17 protein-coding genes and 1 pseudogene are annotated in these 19,172 nt (G+C 38.6%); 10 read left to right on the top strand and 8 right to left on the bottom strand.

Going from position 1 to position 19,172, the window contains the following annotated elements:
* Nucleotides 1-46: 46 nt before the first annotated feature.
* The 3 genes and pseudogenes from NSQ44_RS06160 to NSQ44_RS06150 all read left to right on the top strand — a co-directional run.
* A pseudogene (locus NSQ44_RS06160) lies at nucleotides 47-241 on the top strand (SAR2788 family putative toxin); the annotation flags it as partial.
* Nucleotides 217-708 (top strand): DUF7878 domain-containing protein, encoded by a 492-nt coding sequence (locus tag NSQ44_RS06155; protein ID WP_066246766.1) that lies wholly within the window; start codon nucleotides 217-219, stop codon nucleotides 706-708. The pseudogene NSQ44_RS06160 and the gene NSQ44_RS06155, both read left to right, overlap by 25 nt.
* 230 nt (nucleotides 709-938) lie before the next feature.
* Entirely contained in the window at nucleotides 939-2,300 is a 1,362-nt protein-coding gene (locus NSQ44_RS06150; RefSeq protein ID WP_328101957.1) for an IS4 family transposase, read from the top strand.
* A 151-nt stretch (nucleotides 2,301-2,451) separates the two neighbouring features.
* Here NSQ44_RS06150 and NSQ44_RS06145 read toward each other — a convergent pair whose 3' ends face one another.
* A complete protein-coding gene (locus tag NSQ44_RS06145) occupies nucleotides 2,452-2,796 on the bottom strand; it encodes a DUF1653 domain-containing protein (protein WP_311067100.1) in 345 nt (114 codons plus the stop codon).
* Between NSQ44_RS06145 and NSQ44_RS06140 the strand changes: the two genes are divergently transcribed.
* Nucleotides 2,797-3,369, top strand: coding sequence for an ABC transporter ATP-binding protein (locus NSQ44_RS06140; protein WP_205419953.1), 573 nt, complete (start codon nucleotides 2,797-2,799; stop codon nucleotides 3,367-3,369).
* A 618-nt stretch (nucleotides 3,370-3,987) separates the two neighbouring features.
* On the opposite strand, the gene NSQ44_RS06135 is transcribed toward NSQ44_RS06140, so the two are convergent.
* Nucleotides 3,988-5,577, bottom strand: coding sequence for a class I adenylate-forming enzyme family protein (locus NSQ44_RS06135; protein ID WP_339199407.1), 1,590 nt, complete (start codon nucleotides 5,575-5,577; stop codon nucleotides 3,988-3,990).
* A gap of 103 nt (nucleotides 5,578-5,680) precedes the next feature.
* Entirely contained in the window at nucleotides 5,681-6,082 is a 402-nt protein-coding gene (locus NSQ44_RS06130) for an acyl-CoA thioesterase (protein WP_340855870.1), read from the bottom strand.
* 304 nt (nucleotides 6,083-6,386) lie between these two features.
* On the opposite strand from NSQ44_RS06130, the gene NSQ44_RS06125 reads away from it, so the two are divergent.
* Nucleotides 6,387-7,631 (top strand): IS110 family transposase, encoded by a 1,245-nt coding sequence (locus tag NSQ44_RS06125; protein WP_445659524.1) that lies wholly within the window; start codon nucleotides 6,387-6,389, stop codon nucleotides 7,629-7,631.
* A gap of 105 nt (nucleotides 7,632-7,736) precedes the next feature.
* Here NSQ44_RS06125 and NSQ44_RS06120 read toward each other — a convergent pair whose 3' ends face one another.
* Nucleotides 7,737-8,585, bottom strand: a complete 849-nt coding sequence (locus NSQ44_RS06120; RefSeq protein ID WP_327863087.1) for a fumarylacetoacetate hydrolase family protein — start codon at nucleotides 8,583-8,585, stop codon at nucleotides 7,737-7,739.
* Between the two features lie 46 nt (nucleotides 8,586-8,631).
* The gene (locus tag NSQ44_RS06115; protein ID WP_340855865.1) at nucleotides 8,632-9,747 is read right to left on the bottom strand and encodes a cupin domain-containing protein; all 1,116 of its coding nucleotides are present in this window, start codon (nucleotides 9,745-9,747) and stop codon (nucleotides 8,632-8,634) included.
* 971 nt (nucleotides 9,748-10,718) lie between these two features.
* Between NSQ44_RS06115 and NSQ44_RS06110 the strand changes: the two genes are divergently transcribed.
* Nucleotides 10,719-11,764, top strand: a protein-coding gene (locus NSQ44_RS06110) for an IS630-like element ISBs2 family transposase (RefSeq protein WP_015374552.1) whose coding sequence is annotated in 2 segments (ribosomal slippage) — nucleotides 10,719-11,222 and nucleotides 11,225-11,764 — 1,044 coding nt in all. Because the reading frame shifts where the segments join, the coding sequence is not laid out codon by codon here.
* Between the two features lie 249 nt (nucleotides 11,765-12,013).
* Nucleotides 12,014-13,051, top strand: coding sequence for a transposase family protein (locus NSQ44_RS06105; RefSeq protein ID WP_340855862.1), 1,038 nt, complete (start codon nucleotides 12,014-12,016; stop codon nucleotides 13,049-13,051).
* A gap of 194 nt (nucleotides 13,052-13,245) precedes the next feature.
* Here NSQ44_RS06105 and NSQ44_RS06100 read toward each other — a convergent pair whose 3' ends face one another.
* The gene (locus NSQ44_RS06100) at nucleotides 13,246-14,619 is read right to left on the bottom strand and encodes an IS1380-like element ISGsp2 family transposase (protein WP_044899598.1); all 1,374 of its coding nucleotides are present in this window, start codon (nucleotides 14,617-14,619) and stop codon (nucleotides 13,246-13,248) included.
* 133 nt (nucleotides 14,620-14,752) lie between these two features.
* Between NSQ44_RS06100 and NSQ44_RS06095 the strand changes: the two genes are divergently transcribed.
* Nucleotides 14,753-15,055: a transposase gene (locus NSQ44_RS06095; protein ID WP_251249515.1), complete on the top strand. Its 303-nt coding sequence runs from the start codon at nucleotides 14,753-14,755 to the stop codon at nucleotides 15,053-15,055.
* A 317-nt stretch (nucleotides 15,056-15,372) separates the two neighbouring features.
* Nucleotides 15,373-16,593, top strand: a complete 1,221-nt coding sequence (locus NSQ44_RS06090; protein ID WP_340855858.1) for an MFS transporter — start codon at nucleotides 15,373-15,375, stop codon at nucleotides 16,591-16,593.
* A gap of 130 nt (nucleotides 16,594-16,723) precedes the next feature.
* On the opposite strand, the gene NSQ44_RS06085 is transcribed toward NSQ44_RS06090, so the two are convergent.
* Complete coding sequence (locus NSQ44_RS06085; protein WP_327848182.1) at nucleotides 16,724-17,218, bottom strand: hypothetical protein; 495 nt, start codon at nucleotides 17,216-17,218, stop codon at nucleotides 16,724-16,726.
* Between the two features lie 761 nt (nucleotides 17,219-17,979).
* Nucleotides 17,980-18,795 (bottom strand): metallophosphoesterase, encoded by an 816-nt coding sequence (locus tag NSQ44_RS06080; RefSeq protein ID WP_340855852.1) that lies wholly within the window; start codon nucleotides 18,793-18,795, stop codon nucleotides 17,980-17,982.
* A gap of 68 nt (nucleotides 18,796-18,863) precedes the next feature.
* Between NSQ44_RS06080 and NSQ44_RS06075 the strand changes: the two genes are divergently transcribed.
* Nucleotides 18,864-19,154 (top strand): hypothetical protein, encoded by a 291-nt coding sequence (locus NSQ44_RS06075; protein ID WP_340855848.1) that lies wholly within the window; start codon nucleotides 18,864-18,866, stop codon nucleotides 19,152-19,154.
* The last annotated feature ends 18 nt before the right edge of the window (nucleotides 19,155-19,172 follow it).

Below are 19,172 nucleotides of genomic sequence, written 5' to 3'. Positions count from 1 at the left end.
ACTTATTTATCACGCTCATGTGTCTCACCTTATGGGAGCATTATAATCCACCGCTAGAGGATGGATTAAAGAAGCATTACAAAAAGCCAAAGTTTCTGATTTTAAAATAAATGATAGTGAAAAGTTATCATTTAGATTCGAAGTCAACTTAGGGAAAAAGATTGGAACTAAAGGTGAAACAAAAATAAGAATAGTGATAGGATATGATGGTAAGATATGGACAGCATTTCCAGTAAAATAACTTTTGAATACAATTTTGTAGTTGATAATGGAATTATTTCAAATAAAGATAAACGTGATGTTCCTACCATATTAGCGGTAGAAGCTACACTTACAATAAAAATCAATAATGAGTTATACTTTGAAACAGAACTTGCTATTTTAGAATTCTATAAAGCATTATACGAATGGAAAAACAGAGTCACAGATGAACATATTCCAGAATTCCATTATTATACGATTGAATATGACGATTATGAAGATGGTGCTATTCTGTCTTTAATTCCATTTTCAAATAAAGCAAGAGTGAAATCTATTTGGGCAGAGCAAGATTTGTACAATGTTTTTGATTTAGACTATATCGTAAGGGAATTTATTCAATTAGAGCAAAATCTAAAACGAGATATAGAAAATTACTTTGGAATCGAATTGAAAAAATTCATAAAACATATCCCTTTGATGAAAGGTCCTTATTCGGATGATTATTAGCAATAAAAGAGAGACTTGAATTAAACAAGTCTCTCTTGCTCTTTTCAAGAAAATATTAATATTAATAACTCAGCTTTCGCAGTCCAAAATCTTGTTTAAATGCTTGATGTAAATGGTTTTGGGAAGTACAAAATTATCATTTGACATTTTTTAAAACATAAAGAAAGACACCTATTCTTTTGGTAAAATATTGGTGACGAAAACAAATCCAAAAGAAAGGTGCCACCATTATGATAACGAATAAAGACTACTTTGCGCAATTACCAAAAGAAATTAAACAAGGATTTTCCGAATTAAATATTGGATATCATTTAAGAAAAGCGAATATTACGAAACTTTCCGGGTATTCTTGTCTTACTGTTTTCAAACTGATTTTTCTTTTAGTCTTCCAATATAAGAACTGGTTTCGTGCTTTTATGAGTAAACGATCTCAGGATCTGCCCGGAAAGGATACAGTCTATCGCTTTTTAAATACACCAACCTATCATTGGAGAAAGTTTCTGCTTTCATTAAGCAGTGAAATGATCCGTCTGCTTCAACCATTAACTTCAAAAGATCGTGTCACAGCTTTTGTGATTGATGATTCTGTCTTTTCAAGAAACCGTAGTAAGTCGGTTGAACTGTTGGCTAAGGTTTTTGATCACTCTACCCATCAGTACTTGAAAGGGTTTCAAATGCTTACCCTTGGCTGGACCGATAGTTTTACTTTTATTCCCGTTGATTTTGCTCTTCTAAGTTCACCGAAAAAGGAAAATCGCCTGCAAGAAATCAATACCAATATTGATAAACGAACATCTGGCTATAAGCGTCGCCAGGAAGCTCTGAAATCAAAACCGGACGTGGCTTCAGCTTTACTTGATCATGCGCTTGAAAAAGGGATTATAGCTGACTATGTTCTCATGGATTCCTGGTTTACACAAGCGCCTTTAATTGAGAAGATTACGAACAAAGGGTTATTTGTCATTGGCATGGTGAAGCAATTAAAGCAGCGATACGTTTACAATGGTGAACGTTTCACACTGAATCAACTTTACAAATTGGCAAAACCTCACATGGGTAAAAAAGACATTCTCGGATCCGTTTATGCTACTTTAGACAATGGAATTCCAGTAAAAATTCTATTTGTACGAAACCGTAATAAACGGAGCGAATGGCTTGCCATTCTCAGCACAGATACAACATTAGAAAATGAAGAGATCATTCGTATTTACGGCATGCGTTGGGACATTGAAGTCTTCTTCAAATGCAATAAATCCCTTTTAAATTTAGAGAAAGAATTCCAGGGACGTTCCTACGACATGTTAATTAGCCATACAACCATTGTTTTTACACGATATATTCTCATTGCTTGGCAAATGCGAAAAGAGGAGGATCCTAAGACGATTGGCAACCTTTTTTACATCCTTTGCGAAGATGTAAAAGACATAGATTTTATTACTGCCCTTCAATCACTTATTGACCTTTTCCAAACTTTGGCGGAAGCCGAGGTTTCTTTGAACATGGACATCTTTAAAAATCAAATGAATAAATGGTTGGCCACTATACCTAATTATATCAAGCAATGCTTAAATATTTCTGTGTGCGAAAGTTGAGTTAATAATTAATGAATTTTTCGGTTTGGTTTTTTAACTTCATTTCTTTTGCTAATTAATCCTGTCCCGCAACAGAACCAGCAAGTTTCTAATTGAAATCCTAATATTCCTGTTCCATCACAAGCTTTACATCATTCTTTATTATCTTCTGTCATATGTTTTCCTCTCCTTCTACCGAAAAATGTTTCAATGCAAACCGTTTAATATACCGCCCGTCTTTTTCTTTGTAACCAAAGAAGTCATCCACTTCCCTCGCCCAAACTTTATCTGTTCCATAATTAGCTTCGGATTGGTAAATGACATGCGGTAAATCAGAGTCGATAAGCCAAACACCATTATGAAAATATAGCGGTATGTCCCTATCGTTTTCATAATAACGAGCTGTTCCTTTAGGTACTAAACAACTCTGGTCTTCAACTTCGTTTAAAGGTAAAGCAATGCATTTGAACTGATAATCGTTTCCTTTATAATGTGTGTAAATATCGTTTCGAATCATATGAAGTCTCCTTTCTACACTATCTCTTGTTCTATCAAGCAAGGTGAATTTGTCGTATTCAGCGGAAAGAGCGGCAGCGGAAAAACGACACTTTTAAATATAATAGGAGGAATTGAAAAGGTAGATGCAGGGAAAGTATTTATCGACGGCTTAGATCTTTCGAAAAACGATGATATTCTTAAGGCATATAGAGAGAAGCTCGGATTTCTTTTTCAAAACTTTGCATTAGTAGAAAATAAGACTGTTGAAGAAAACATTCTGATGATCGACAAGAAATATAGAAACAATACCACTGTTTCAGCAGCATTAGAAAAAGTTGGATTGAATGGTTACGAAAAAAGAAAAATATATACTTTGTCCGGTGGAGAACAGCAAAGAGTAGCCATTGCGCGTCTGTTTATGAAAAAATGCAGTATTATATTGGCAGATGAACCGACAGGAAGCTTGGATAAATATAACGCCAATCTAGTGATGGAACATGTAAAAGAACTTAATAGATTAGGAAAGACCATTATATTGGTTACACATGATGAGGAATTAAAAAAGATGGGAGATGTTATCATTGAATTATAAAAAAAATTGTTGTCATATTTTCTTTATATTTCGGCATTCACACTTATGCCAATGGCCAATTGGTGAAAACATATGCGAAAGGATTCGAACAAAACCCATTAGGTGATTATGCGAAAAACGAATCAGATATGGTTCTTACAGTATATGAAGCTCCCCTTTCCCAGACATATACCAATTTATCAGTAAGTAATAGCAAAGATAAAGTGGATTTAATTGTTTTGACCCCTCTTTATATGGTCTTATTGTAAAAGATGATGAAAATATCGCAACTTAATCAAATTGAAGTAAATGACAGATGATGAAAAATATAAACATATTCTTCAAAAAAAGCAAAATGCTATTAACGAAATAAAATCCGTGGCAAAAAAAGAATGGGGTTTAAACTTTTAAAATGAAAAAGAGAACTAGCTCACAAAACATGAACTAGCACCTATTAAAAGAACCCTTATGCGTTTTTGTTCAGAAAATAAGATCTGCTGGTGCAAACATCGGGGCAGCTTTTTAAAAAAGGTTTCTCAGACTTTTATTGATCTTTTGTGAGTTCTCCTCACGTTTGACCGAAGCATGTCGTTTAAAACAGGCAGACAGCCTTTGTTCGTTGTCTGCCTTGATACATGCTTAATTTTCAGATAAGGATGCTGCTTCTGCTCTGACAAGCCCTTTTGAAATTTTTCCGGACGGAGTGGTCGGCAGTTCATCTTTAATCACTAAATATTCTGGAAACTTATACTTTGCAAATCCTTTTTCCTGCAAATATTCTTTAATTTCCTCCAGATCAATCGTTTCATTTTCTCGCAAAGAGACGAAGGCGCAGCCCCGTTCGCCTAGACGAGGATCCGGAACACTGACGATTGCCACTTGTTTGATTTTCGGATGCATTTGCAATGCTTCTTCAATTTCTGAAGCATGATATTTTAATCCGCCGCGGTTAATCGTATCTTTCGTCCGTCCGACGAAATGAAGGTACCCTTTTTCATCAAGCCAGCCTTGATCCCCTGTTAAAAAATAGCCGTCTTCCGTAAACGACTGGGCGGTTACTTGCGGATTTTTATAATATTCAATAAATAAGCTTTCTCCTTTAAAAGCGATTTCTCCTATCTCGCCCGTCGGAAGCGGTTTGTGCCGCTCATCTACAATGATGACTTCCCCGACCGGAGCCGGTCTGCCAACTGTTTCCCAAGTTAATGAAGCTTCATCGCCCGGACGAGTAAAGGTTCCTGCACAAATTTCGCTCATGCCCCACTGAGCAGCTACATCGCAGTTTAATGTAGCCCTAAGATCTTGAACCATTTTCGCCGGTATTTTTGTTCCCCCAGTTAAGATAAGCCGAGGATTTAAACCGCTTACATTTTGCTGTTCGCACTGTCTTAATAAGTCAATTAAATGTGCGGGTGCAGCAGTCAAAAAAGATACTTGTTCTTTTTTCAATAAGTCGATAATTTCATTTGATTTATATTCTCGATAAAGTAAATGCTTCGCTCCATATCGAAGGCTAATGATAATCATCGGCAGTGAAAACATGTGGCATAATGGAGTTAAACATAAAATGGTATCATTGTCCGTTATTTGATACTCCTTGCCATTTAGCAGATGGCACGGAACAAATGTCCGGAATGTATGAAGAACTCCTTTAGGATTGGACTCAGTACCTGATGTAAATAATATGATGCACGGATCATCAAAAGCCGGTAAGTTTTCATGTATGTCTTGATCAGAAACGGAATCAGGCTCTGATTCAAGCAAAGCTGTGATACTTATGCTGCGGTCATTCTTCTTTTCCCCTGCCACCAAAACATGCTGTAAATGAGGAAGCTGAGCCTTCAATTCATGAGCAAGTTGTTCATGATTGAATCCCTTCCAATTGTCAATTGTTACAAACGCTTTCGCTTCACAATGTGAAAGCATATATTGCAGCTCTTTTTTCCGGTAGTTTGGACTGAGCGGATTAAACACTAACCCAATTCTCGATGCAGCAAGATGTACGACAACAAATTCCCAGCAATTGGGCAGCTGTGCAGAGATGGCATCACCTTTCTTCAAACCTAGCTGTATAAAATGCCTCGCCAATCTTAATGACAATTGATTCAAATCTTCAAAAGTATAGAAATTGTCCCCTTCTGCAAAAGCAACACGGTCTTTAAATTTTTTTGCCGATTCCTCAATCAATTCATGAATCAGCACATTTTCAGTCATCCGGTTTGCTGCCATTCAAATCCCTCCCATCAAAAAGTAGACGGAAAACCGCCTTCTTACATACATGGCGGTTTTCCGATTGAGTTTGTCAACAACAACCTTTGCCTTCAGCTTAAAATTAAGACAAAAGGATGTTTTTGACATGTTCAGGAACAGGCACTGCTTTTGGCCGATCTTCTGCGACAGATGTCCATGCTCTCACTTCATGGCCTTCTGCTACAACTAGATCCCCTTTTTTAAACGTATGCTTGATTTTGAAAACTTTGTTGTTAACTTCTACTACTTCAGAATGGACAGCTACCTCATCATCATAAAGAAGAGGTGATTTAAACTGGCAAAATGCTTCCAAAAGCGGTGTAATGATCTTTTCATCCGATTGCAGCTTCGCCACAGGAAAGCCTGCGGAGCGCAACAATTCATGCGAGGCTTGATCCATCCACCGGTAAAAATTCGGGTAAAACACGATGCCAGCAGCGTCTGTATCTCCCCACACTACTCTAAACGTATAAATATTTTTCATGTTTATACCCATTCCTTTCGCTTCGCTCAAGGCACAAAACGTAATGAAACAATTGTGCCACCGGCGTTATTTTTATTATTCTAAAGTCATAGGGATAACAGTCAACTACAAATCACGCGGAGGTGAGTGGGCCACTCTGGTTGCAGGGTGACCGCATGTTTATATGTGTAGATTGCCTTTCCAAGCACAAATAAGTGTGACTTCGAGCACGCAGACTTATCTTTGTATAAACAACTACTCGTTTATTGCTGGGCAATCAGTCAATGCTGTCTATCCCTTTAATAACGTGAAAGGAGTTATCCCTATGGGATTAAAGATTGTTTATCCAATATGCTGTGGGATTGATGTCCACAAAACCTTTGTTGTTGCCTGTATTGCTTCTACCAACAAAGGTGTCACTACTTACAAACGCCATCGCTTTTCTACCTATACAAAAGGATTGAAAGAGCTGTCACAATGGCTTTGTGAAAATAACTGTAAGGATGTTTGTATGGAATCTACCGGGAAATACTGGATTCCTGTGTTTAATGTACTTGAAGCTTCCTGCAACATCACTCTTGCACACCCTAAGTACGTCAAGGCGATCCGTGGCAAGAAAACAGATAAAAAAGACGCCAAATGGATTGCTGATTTATTTAAGCATGACCTTGTGGCTGGAAGCTTTATGCCACCACTTGAGATTAGACAGCTGCGTGACCTTATGCGCTATCGTTTTAAACTGACTAATTTTATGTCAAGTGAGAAGAACCGTCTTCAAAACAGTTTAACCGTGTCTAACATCCAGCTTGGAAATGTTGTTTCAGATACCTTCGGCAAAAGCTCTATGAACATCATTGAAAAGCTCCTTAAGAACCCTTTAGACACTTCTTTTGATATTGAACCTTTAATCCACGGCTCCATGAAGAGTAAACTGCCTGAATTGGAGTTAGCCATTGACGGATTTATTACACCGGAGCAGGCTGAAAAATTAAAGGTGATGAAACAGCACTATGAAGACCTTCAATCTCGTAAAGCTGACCTTGAAAAAATCATTCTTTCCCTTGCCGCGTCCTACACAGAGGAAATGAACTTGATCTTAACTGTTCCGTCCTTTAAGAACATCTTTTCCGCCATTGCCGTGGTTTCGGAAATAGGTGTTAATATGGACGTGTTTCCGACAGCTAAGCATTTATGTTCCTGGGCAGGACTTACACCCACAAATAACGAGAGTGCCGGCAAGAAAAAGTCAGTAAGAATTTCGAGAGCAGGCTGCTACATCAAGCCTCTTTTGGTACAGTGTGCCACCGCTGTAGTCAAAAGTGAAAAACATCCCGAAATTCGAAACCGCTATTTGAAACTCAAAAAGCGCAGGGGTCACAAACGAGCAATTATTGCCATTGCACGTATGCTTTTAACAGCTATCTACAACATTCTCAAAAAGAAAGAACCATATAATCCGAATTTATATAAAAAAGCTGATGTTCTTCCAGTAAACCGTGAAATCACGGTAGAACAAGCTCTTTTATTAGCTAAATCCCAAGGGTTTCGTATAATTACTGTTGCAACCTAACCTTTATATCCAAATATTTCCATCAAGGTCATCGATCGATGGCTTATTTTACTATGCCCTCTATTTCAGTGGTCGCCCGTAAGAGATATTTCAGACTTCCACCTTCTAATTCTCATCTGCAAATTTCACGTTTACGGAAAATTCCCCCACACTTCCAACTTGAATGCGGACGACATCTCCATCACGGATCGGTCCGACACCTTCAGGAGTTCCGGTTGCGATAATATCCCCAGGGTTTAATGTCGAATAAGTCGATGCGACTTCCAAACATTTATAGCAATCATAAATTAAATGCTTCGTGCTTCCGTCCTGGCGCAATTCTTCATTGACCCAGAGCTTCAATGAAAGATCATTTGGATTTTCAATCTCATCAGCCGTCACGATCCATGGACCGATCGGTGTGAATGTATCAAATGATTTTCTCCATGTTCTCTCTTCATTTCCCCGGATGGAAATGTCCAATAAGGCGAAATAGCCGAAAATATAATCTTTTGCATCTTCATATTTAACATTTTTCGCTTTTTTGCCGATGACATATCCGAGTTCTGCTTCATGATCTGTTCTTCTGTCTTTAAATGGAAGCAAAATCGGATCGGACGGACCTGAAACAGATGACGGAGCTTTTAAGAACAGCGCAAGTTCTTCAATCGTTCTCGGAGCGTTGTTAAATTGTTTGTTCATCTCCTCTTGGTGTTTTTTATAGTTAACAGGAGCAGCCCATATTTTGCTTGGTGAAGGGACAGGCGCTCTAAAAACCACTTCTTCAAGATCGTACTGTTTTCCTTCTTGAGCTGCCTTTTCCAGTGTATCTTTTAATGAATCAAAATTTTCCATCAGCCTTACTAATGATTCATGCGGATTTGTTTGATCCCAGTCAGCGGTAGTTGTTACATCTGAAACTTTTTGGCCTGCTACGATTCCTAATCGATTATCATTAAAAATGGCAATTTTCATAGGCACACTCCTCACTTAAATCGCTTCTGTACAATTTTTAATCTATTTACGGGCCTGGAGTAAATACTTTTTCAATTTTTTGATGTCCTTCCGGATGGGCCTCTTCATATTCTAATCCAAGAATGTCCATAACCGGCTTATCATTGAATGAGAACAAATAGGCGTCCTCCGATCCTTCATTGACATGCTCATGCCAGCTCCACGGCGGCAGAATGAAGAAGTCTCCTCTTTCCCATTCAAATTTTTGTCCGTTAATGACTGTAGATCCTTTTCCTTCAAGAACATGGTAAATGGCGCTGTGCACATGGCGATGCGCTTTCGTATGCTGGTTCGGCAGCAATCTTTGCATCATCGAACCGATTCTTTCATCTGCCGATCCTCCTGTTGTCGGATTGATGTATTCAATCGCATAACCATCATACGGATCTTCGTTTTCCTTTGGCGATTTACTCATTTGCTCTAAAACATATTTGGCGCGCTCCCATTTGTAGCCAATAATAGGAGAAGGATACCCAGGCTTTTCTTTTTTGCCTTTCGGAACGAACGCACCTTTTGCAAATTTTTCAGTTGAATAATTTTCAGGCGGCTGTTCAGGGTAAAATCCATTTTCATAAGGTTCGAAGAAAGAAGCAGCCAAATTTTTCACAAGTCCTACATCCAAACCGTCCAGCCAAATCATCGGTTCAGTTCCTTCATGTTTATGTTCATGCCATGTCCATGCAGGAGTAAGAATCATATCTCCCCGTTCCATGTACACTTTTTCCCCATTCACAGCTGTATAAGCTCCAGAACCTTCAATAATAAAACGGATCGCTCCTTGAGAATGGTGGTGCGAAGGAGCAAATTCCCCCGGCAGCAATAGCTGGATTCCGGCATACAACGTATGTGTCCCATATCCGACTAATCCATGTTTTAATAGATTAGGATTTTGCAAATAAACAACGCGCCGCTCAGCATCTTTTCCAGGTTCTAAAATTTCTCCCGCCTTCATAACATAATCGCGGATCGTTTTCCACTTCCATAAATATGGCTCCACATCATGAACAGGCTCTTTTGTCACCATGTGTCCTAAATCATACCATAGCGGACCTAAATAACTATTTTTCATCCCATCGTAATATTCTTTTAATTCTGTGTCCGTGATGACTTCTTTTTTGCTCATAGGAAACCCTCCCGAAAAATAAAATTGATCCAAAACTAATGATCATGTATGCGTTTCCATCAATCCTAAAAAAAATTTTTATTTGTTCCTGATATAGGGAACTTAATTACTTAATTCGATATTAAAAAAGAAAATTAATATTGTCAATAGTCAGAATTTATTTTCTAAAAACCGGGCGGATACCTCACTCAGCAGTGCGCGTGCATTCTTTCCTCATTTCAATTCATCTGCTTAATAATTGTCTTTTCGCGCTAAAAAAAAAGCTTACAGAAAGTTTCGTTCTATTAAACTTTCATGCAAGCCTCATTTGTTTTGATTATAATCTTCGCTAAAATTCTGATACTCCAGTTTTTTCTTCTCCATTGAATGGTTACACCGAACTTTCCGCCTACAGCGTAGGATCAACTGGCATAGCAGCAGCATCATAGTTTCATAACTGTTGAATATTTCTCAATACTTCGTGCAAAAAATATTTTGGATCATTGTATATAACCTGAATTACCAATTGATCGACCTCGTGAAATATGAACCAATAAAAGGAGGACGCAATGCTTTACTGCCGGACAATGTATTTTTTATTAACTTTTTTAAACTATTCACGTACTTTCCACTTAATGAAGATAAATTGTAACAATTCCACGGTTTTTCTCTATGTTAGGTCAACTTCCGTAATCGGATAACGAATCTTCTGCCGTTTTTTTAAAACTTATTTGTTTTTCCTCTCTTTTCCGCTCACATTCACCCGCTGATTTCGAAAACTTATTTTCCTAGCTCCTGTTTCATTGAAAGATTTCCAATGGCATGGAAGTCGATTCCTTCATTCTGGGAAATATTAAATCCCAAAATATCGAATATTTTGTTTTGAAATAGAATATGTTCCATTTTGAATACTATATAAATTGAAATAAAGGTTTTCTCCCGTTCCACGGCGAATAAATACAAAGAGAAAATAGGGGAACGGAGAGAAAACTATGATGCCAAATCACAAAGACGAGATCGAAAAGTTGTCCACTGCCATGAAAGAAGCAAAAAGTAAACGAGCATATGAACGCTACCAAGCGATTTATCTTCATTTGCAGGGATATACCAAAGGAGAAATCGCAACGATTATTGGTCGATCCAAGAAAACTATTTATAACTATATTCATGCCTACGCCCAGCGCGGTCTTGATGGACTGGAGATGAAATACTCACCTGGCGCCCCACGTCGATTGACCCCTGAGCAGGAAAAAGAGCTGGCTTTGATCATTGAACATCAGCTCCCCGTAGATGTGGGATTCGAAGCAAAATATAATTGGACGCTTGCGATAATCGCTGAACTCATTCAACAAAAGTGGGGGCCAACATACACGCTTCGCGGAACAAGTGACATTCTGCATCGGTTAGGGCTAAGCTATACGAAACCGACCTATACACTAGCCAATGCCGATGAAGAGAAACAAAAAGAATTCGTCGAAATCACCTTCCCTGAAGTAAAAAAAAACTGGTAGATGGGAACATCGCCCATGTCCTCTTTCAAGATGAGTCGATGATTCGTGATTACCAAGCGATTCAAAAAACATGGTTTGTCAAAGGAAAACAACGAATCATTCCGACGTTTGGAAAACATCAAGGGCTGAAGCTGATTGGCACGTTGAACTACGAAACAGGGGAAGTGTTTTGCATCGAAGAAGAACGCTATGACGCGGAAACATTTCTTCGATTTCTTCAACTTGTGTTAGAACGCTATCCCACAGGCAAAATAGTGATGATTTTAGATAACGCTCGAATTCACCATGCCAAACTCATTCAGCCATTTTTAAAAGAACACGAAGATCGGTTAGAGCTCGTCTTTTTGCCACCATACAGTCCGCAATTGAACTTGATTGAAGGGCTATGGAAATGGCTGAAATCAGACGTGATTTACAACGTGTTCTATTCGAGTGTGCAAGAAATTAGAAAGAATGTCCAAGCCTTTATTCAGCGAATCAACCAGAAACCAGAACAAACGATCGATCGTTTGTGTGTTCAGTTGTAAATCTTTAATTCAACTTATATAGAATCAAAATGAACACATGTTAATGAAATTTATTATTTAAATAGTGAATATTTTAATAGAAAGCGGTGAAAAACAATGGATAGCCTTCGTTTCACCGCTTTCTTCATACCATGTGCAGCCCTGAAGAGTAAAAATTCTTCGAGATAATTCCACCTAAACTTTGCCAAATATGTGATAATAAGGGTATGTAAAAAACCTAATATATTGGCATTTGGGGGGGATTTTTTTATGGTAACGAGGAAGGAAAAGCGTGAAAAGGAAAAAGAGGTAAATTATTTATTCGAGTTGCTAAAAACACAAAATCACTTTTTTAAAAATTTAAACAAATTGCTCAAAACTATTGATGATCCAAGGCACCAAAGCTATATTACCTATGACACGGAAGTCCTTTTGATGATGGTTATTTTGAAAAATGCATGCAACTTAAAAAGTATGCGCGAAATGACAAACGAATTTAATAAGGAAGAGTGCATTAAAAATTTGGGGAAATTGTTGGGGAATGAAGATTTGGAAGAACTGCCCCATTATGACACAATCAATGATTTTTTGGCACGAGTGAACCCGGCAGAACTTGAAAGGATCCGAATCGATATGATCAAGAAATTATTCAAAAAGAGGTGTTTTGAATCCTATCGTATCAATGGGAAATACTGGGGTATTGCCATAGATGGGACCGGTATTTTTACTTTTGACAAAAAACATTGTGAACACTGCCTGAAACGGGAGCGCAAATACATAGACAAGGAAACGGGTGAAGAAAAAATAAAGACCATCTACATGCATCATGTCTTGGAAGCCAAGTTAATTGTGGGAAATATGGTACTAAGTGTGGCCTCCGAGTTTATTGAAAATGAATCAGAGGACGTGGAAAAGCAAGATTGTGAGTTGAATGCTTTTTATCGACTGACTGCTAGACTGAAAGACACCTTTAAAAAACTGCCTATCTGTCTGATTGCCGATAGTCTTTATGCCTGCGAAAATGTATTTAAACAATGCAAGGCGAATAATTGGAACTACTTATTCCGTTTTAAGGAAGATCGTATTAAAAGCATCACCGATGAGTTTCAAGCGTTAAAAAATATGGAAGAGGAGGAAGGCAAGAAAGCCAATGTGGTAAAGATACGTGAAAGCGAACAGCGAGGGGAAATCACCTGGGTGAACGATATTGATTACAGAGGCTTTGGGGTGAATGTTTTCGAATGCGAATTAGAAGATGAAAAAAGAAAACAAAAATTTACCTTTATCACAGATATCCTGAATCCGTGATGAATTGAAATCGACTTTGATTTTGTTGTAATTTTGATGGATTGATAATCCATAAAACCCTTTTTATGCTTATGACCTATGTCATCTCTATTTCCGAAAATGGAACAAATCTCTTTTTTAGGTATACGAACCAAAAAAATAGACAAAAAAGCACAGGGAGTGACGTTGGACATCAGTGCCCGAACATTCGTTCGTTATCTTGCCTCTCTCCATTTCTGATAGACGTTCAGTAGGGGCTCGCTATAGCCACTCCTTCGCGTCAGTTTCATCCAGATCTGTCGTGATCGACGGACGAGTCGCCCTGCCATCGTGATCACCGTCTGAATAATCGTCTTGATGCGGCGGCGTTTCACTTTGTGGTGCAACGGATGTCTCGGATCGCTTAATAGATCTTGTCCAATCAGACGAAGAAGATTGTAAACGAAGGCTCCCATGACCAACACGAGCGCATTCGTTTTCATCTTCCCAGATGGAAGCCGCTCTAAATCTAAGTCGCTCTTCAGTTCGCTATGAAACTGTTCGCATGTCGCATGGTCATGATACAACGCGAGCACATCGCTCATTCGAACATGCTCGTATCCTTTGAGCCGCACCCAATAGCTTTCCACTTCATAATCAGGAACGAGCATCAGCTGTCCATTGCGTTCCATCGTCCGTTCCGTCACTTGGGTGACTTGAACGTACGTATACGTGTTTCCATCGATCGCTGCCTTCTGTGGAAGGCATAGCTCATAGGTTTGTACTCCTTCGCTTTGTCCATCATCGACACGTTTGCCCTTTTGCGAAGCGATCTGGAACCAAAGCGCTTTCGATTCTCGGCGTAAGTTTCGCTTGATGACAAAGTCCACGTCTTCCTTTAGGCATACGTGCACATTCGCTTCTGCATCGTTTCCTGCATCCATGCGAACAAGCAGACGAGATGAAGTCAGTTGACGAGCTCGACGGATAGCGGTGACTAAAAACGAGGGCATGTTGTCTTGCACATGTTGTTTCCCTGGACGCAACTCGGCATGAACGAGATACCCTTCCTTCCCTGCATACGCAAACAACGGTGTAAAACCGTCAAATCCTTTATACGTTCGACTGACTCCTTCTTTTTTCGTATCGGAGTTGTCAAATGGGGAACCATCTATATCAAGGGGAAGCCATGTCGTCTTTCCTTTGGTCCAACAAGGGGACAAAGTGGCATGTCGTTGAATCAACAGACGTATGGACTCCTCCCAAAGAATCGTTTCGGTCATCGGAAGACAAGCGAGCTGATCGAGTCGTTGTCGCAAGGTTGGAGAGGAAGGCACGTGCTGAATCCCCATCGATGCCGAAAAGATATCGTCCTGACGATACGCTTCGATATGATCGAAATCCGTTTTTCCTGTGGCAAGCAAGCCAATCATCGAGCGAATGACATCGCTATGGGAAATGTGCACTTCTCGACGAACCGTTGGAAGCCGAAGTGCGTTTACCCGTTTATCCAGTTTCGTTCGATGGAGTAAGTAGCCAACGAGAGCAAGCCCAGCACTTGGGGTAATCGCTTCATCTGTCAATACAAACCGAATCGGGAAATCTTTCATCACATCACCTACTTGATGAAGAATCGTCAACGTCGTTTTCCCTTATCGTATCAACGGTTTGCGACCATTGTAAAGATGTTTTGTCACGGATTCAGGAGATATAAAAATCACAAAAAACAATGCAAAGAAACTGATGAACGCTGGCAGAAGCCGCTGGAGAATAGAGAATGAGGGGTTTAACAGACAAAAAAACCTGCGCTACCACATTGAACACGCAAGCAGCCAAGATTACAATGCCATGAAAAATCACTACCTATTAACCCAAATTACAGAGATTATCATGGTGTTACATGAGCATGGGTCAAAAATATTGAGAAGCATGAAGAAAACGATAAAAGAAATATCCTCGCGATTGTTAGAAGCCTTCCGTGGGCAAACACTAACAGACGAGGATATCGCACAACTGGGAAAACCTATGCAAATTAGGTTTACCTAGCGAATTAATTGTACCAAAGGATGTGATGTTTGGCAAAGAAAAAAAGTTATCCACAACAAACAAAAATAAGTTATCCACATTTTTTAAAAAAATAAGCAAAATTGGTTCTTTTTGACCCTTTTTGTAAATAAATTTAACTGGAAAATTTTACCAACTGCGGATAAGTCGTAATTGCATAATACTACCGAAAATTGATAAATTTACTCCTCATAGCTGTACCATGTGCACGATTCTTTTATTTTTTTAAAAAAAGGTGTACAATTAGTTTGTTGTTTAAAAAGTCTGAAAAAATGATTTTTTTCAAAGAAGGGACAAATATGGAAGAAGCAAAATTATGGACGAAAAATTTTTTTAGTATTTCAATTTGTAATTTTTTTCTTTTTATGAACTATTATTATTTGCTGGTCACCTTGCCGATCTTTGTCATTCAAGATTTAAAAAGCAGCGAAGCTGAGGCTGGCTTAATAGCAATGGTTTATTTATTTGCTGCGATCGTGACTCGCCCGTTCGTCGACCAATTTATGGAGAAGCTTGGAAAACAAAAAATGCTGATTATTTCCTTGGTCATTTTCTTGATCGCCTCTATTTCTTATTTATTTGTCAGTTCAATTGTCTTATTATTGATCATTCGTTTTCTTCATGGAATCGGTTTCGGGATCGCGACTACCGCAACAGGGGCGATTGTGGCAGATATCGTGCCGGAATCGAAAAAAGGGGAAGGAATGGGATATTTTATTTTATCTTCCAATGTCGCCATGGTGATTGGACCATTTTTAGGGCTTACCTCGTTAGATCATTGGGGTTCTTTTGTCATGCTCGTCATTGCCCTTATTTGTTCCGTTGGGGCGCTTTTGACCGGGGGAATAGTTAACCTGCATGAAATGAAGCCAAAACTAAATAAAAGAGAACTTTTCAAAGTGAATTTCAGCTTTGAAAAACTTGTAGAAGTATCAGCATTCCGCATTGCGTTGATTGCTGCCTTTTTAGCTTTTGCTTATTCGACTGTATTATCGTTCGTCTCCGTTTTTGCGGAAAAAATGAATCTTGGCGCCGGTTCGAATTTATTCTTCGTCGTGTATGCAATCGTTTTGCTCATTTCCCGGCCGTTTACCGGAAGGTGGTTTGACCGATACGGCGCAAATGTCATTGTTATCCCATGTATCGTTTCATTTGCCTTTGGATTATTTATATTGAGCATGGCAAATACGTCCTTCATATATTTGTTAAGTGCAGTATTTATCGGTCTTGGATGGGGAACCTTGTTTCCAAGCTTCCAAACAATGGCTATACAAATTGTCCCTCCACAGAGAAGAGCGGCTTCTCTCAGCACCTTTTTATCGATCTTCGACATCGGCATCGGCCTCGGATCGTTTTTAACTGGAGCAATTGTTGTCTTTACTGGATTTACATCTTTATATTTTTACACTTCGCTTTATGTGTTGGTAGGTTTAGTTTTATATTGCCTCTTTGTACAGCATCGTTTTGCCAGAAAGCCGAAAAGTTTGGAGCACGATCGAAAATCTTCTCTTCAACAATAGCCCCCTTTAAGCAATGGGGGCTTTATCATTGCTTTAATCCTATTTACTCCGAGGTTTTATCTAGTTGAATTAATCATCATCAGTGCTTTTTGGGGGTTATTGTTAGAAATATTGCAGCTAACCAGACTCACTATTTTGCAGCAAAATTTTCTGATGACGCCTCCTGTTCGATATATTGTTTAACTAATTTATAGCAATCATCGATATGTTTATTTCCTAAATATTTCATCGTTGCAAAGCTGATCCCGGCCGAAACCCCTATTCCAATGAGAGGAATAAGTTTGCTCGTCTGTTTTGCCGCCATCCGGGTTGCAGCTTTTTTCACCAAGCTCAGCACCAATTTTTTGCCAATTGTTCTTCCGATGAGTTCATTTCCTAATGAAGTTGCCAGTACGATAATGAGCTCTTTTGTTTTCGCATCCAATTGATCAACTTGCTCTTTTGATAAACCAAACTTTTGATTAATTTCATTTAGCAGATCTTTCACAAGTGCAGCATCCACCGTCACATCAATACCCGGAATTGGAACAGCTGCAGCAATAGCAGAAACAGATGAACGTCTATTCACTAATTTACGGCATTCTTCCCGAATTTGATCCAATTGTTCGATCGTTTTTGGCAGCATTAAAAAAACCTCCGTTCCTAAATCATTTCTTCTGTCATCGCTTCAATGACTGCGGGCTATGTAAAAAGAAGGCGACAAATTTAATCACCAGCCAATTCAAAGGGAAACGGCAATAAGAACGTTGCAGCCGCAAATATTTTTGAAATCTTTACTTTCTCCCTTTAAAGCTCCTGCTAAAACTTGCGATTAGAAATAGTTTTTGCTTTTTCTCCATTAAATACCCCAATCGTGAAAAAAATCTTTTCTCCGCCTCCTTATAGGAAGAGTATACCATGTTTATAGGCGTTCAGAAATAAAGTCATCGACAAAAAAACCGGAGAAACGAATGAAAGGATGAAGTTAAAAAACTAATAAGCGCTCACAAAAAATTCTTTGTGAACTCAAGATCGTTGAAAATTCCGATTGATCAACACGCTGAACAATGGAACAGCAGCAAGTTTTGCCTCATTAAATTTTACAATGGGATCAAAAGGTGTGATTGCTTTATATTTTTTCATCGATTCATGCATTTCTATTAGAGGAAAAGCGTAATTTAACTTTAGCTATTAGCAAATGTGGATCTTAGTAGATTTTGTGATTAACCTTTTATAAATAACAAATAAACGGAAAGCTGACTTAATTAAAGATACAAGAAAATAAACTCTTTTTTGCAAAAAGAAAAAAGCAGGAGTTCATCCTGCTTTAGCTATTGAATCATCTTCTACATAGCAGGGAAAATTTTACAATCTTAACATTACAATTTTAGAGATATGTCAAAAATACTATAAAAATTGATGAAACGTAATTTCAGGGCGGCTGCCAATTCGGATGTTCACTCCTGTTTGTCCAAGACCTTCACTTATATAAAACGGCCGCTCGTTATGGTAATGAAGTCCTTTAATAATGTTCATTCTTGGAAGCTTGCCTTTGTAAAAAAGATGGTATGGCTTTGGCAAATTGATTTGTCCGCCGTGGAAATGACCGGACAGCAAGTAATCAAACGGAATGTTTTCCATTTCAAGAATAACGCTTGGATCATGGGTCAGCACTAATCGCATTCCTTCTTCTACTCCGTGAAAAGCTTTTTGAACATTACTGCGGTTTGTCGTGTAATCATCAATGCCAATAATATTCAAGCATTCTTCTTCAAGCTGAATGGTCACGTGCTCATTTTGTAGTGTTTTTATCCCGTAATGCTGCAGCATTTTTTTCAAAGTTTCAAAGTCTTCTTCCTTTAAAACATAATCGTGATTGCCGAACACAGCATACGTGCCGTACGTTGGATTTGTTTTTCTCAATACTTCCAAGTATGCGGAAAGTTTTGGGATGCTTCTCTTCCGGTCGAGAAAATCACCTGTCAGTGCAATAAGATCAATTGGTTCTGCTGAAATCAGCTCAGCTAATTCCTTTGGGCTGATCGATAAGTTTTCTAGGTGTAAATCAGATAGTTGGAGTATTTTTATATTCTTTGCAGAAGCTTTCCTATCGGGGCAGCGAACTGTGATTTTCTTAACAGCTACATCCTTTGTATTTTTATTTCCTTTTATTAAAAAGAATATGAAAAGTCCAAGAAAAAATAATATAACAAAAAATAGCATAACCAAACTCCTCTCTCCCCAAAGTATAACGAACTTTCTCAAACGATCCTAGTGGGAGTTAAAGGAATTTGAAAAAAACTCTTAGCTGCAAAAAAGCTCAAACTATTAACAAACCTGCCTTCCGCCTCTGCCGGAAAGACAGGTTTGCCTTTCTTAATTATTTTGCGCATGTCCATACGTTAAAAGCTAAAACAAGCATTCATTTTCATATCTGCGAAATCCATCCGCTGCATGCCTTGCTGCACTTTTGCATCAGTCAATCGGTTCTTTGTGCTTCTTTATCTATAAATCGTGCACCTTTCAGCCAGCTAAGTTTTTCCGGTTGTGGCGCTGAACTCTGCAAATTGTTCAAGCTTTGACAAATCGCTGGATGTGCC

Origin of the sequence: Aeribacillus sp. FSL M8-0254 (genome assembly GCF_038008845.1) — a bacterium.
In the GTDB taxonomy this organism is placed as follows: domain Bacteria; phylum Bacillota; class Bacilli; order Bacillales; family Aeribacillaceae; genus Aeribacillus; species Aeribacillus composti.
This window is presented reverse-complemented; position numbering and strand designations above follow the sequence as displayed.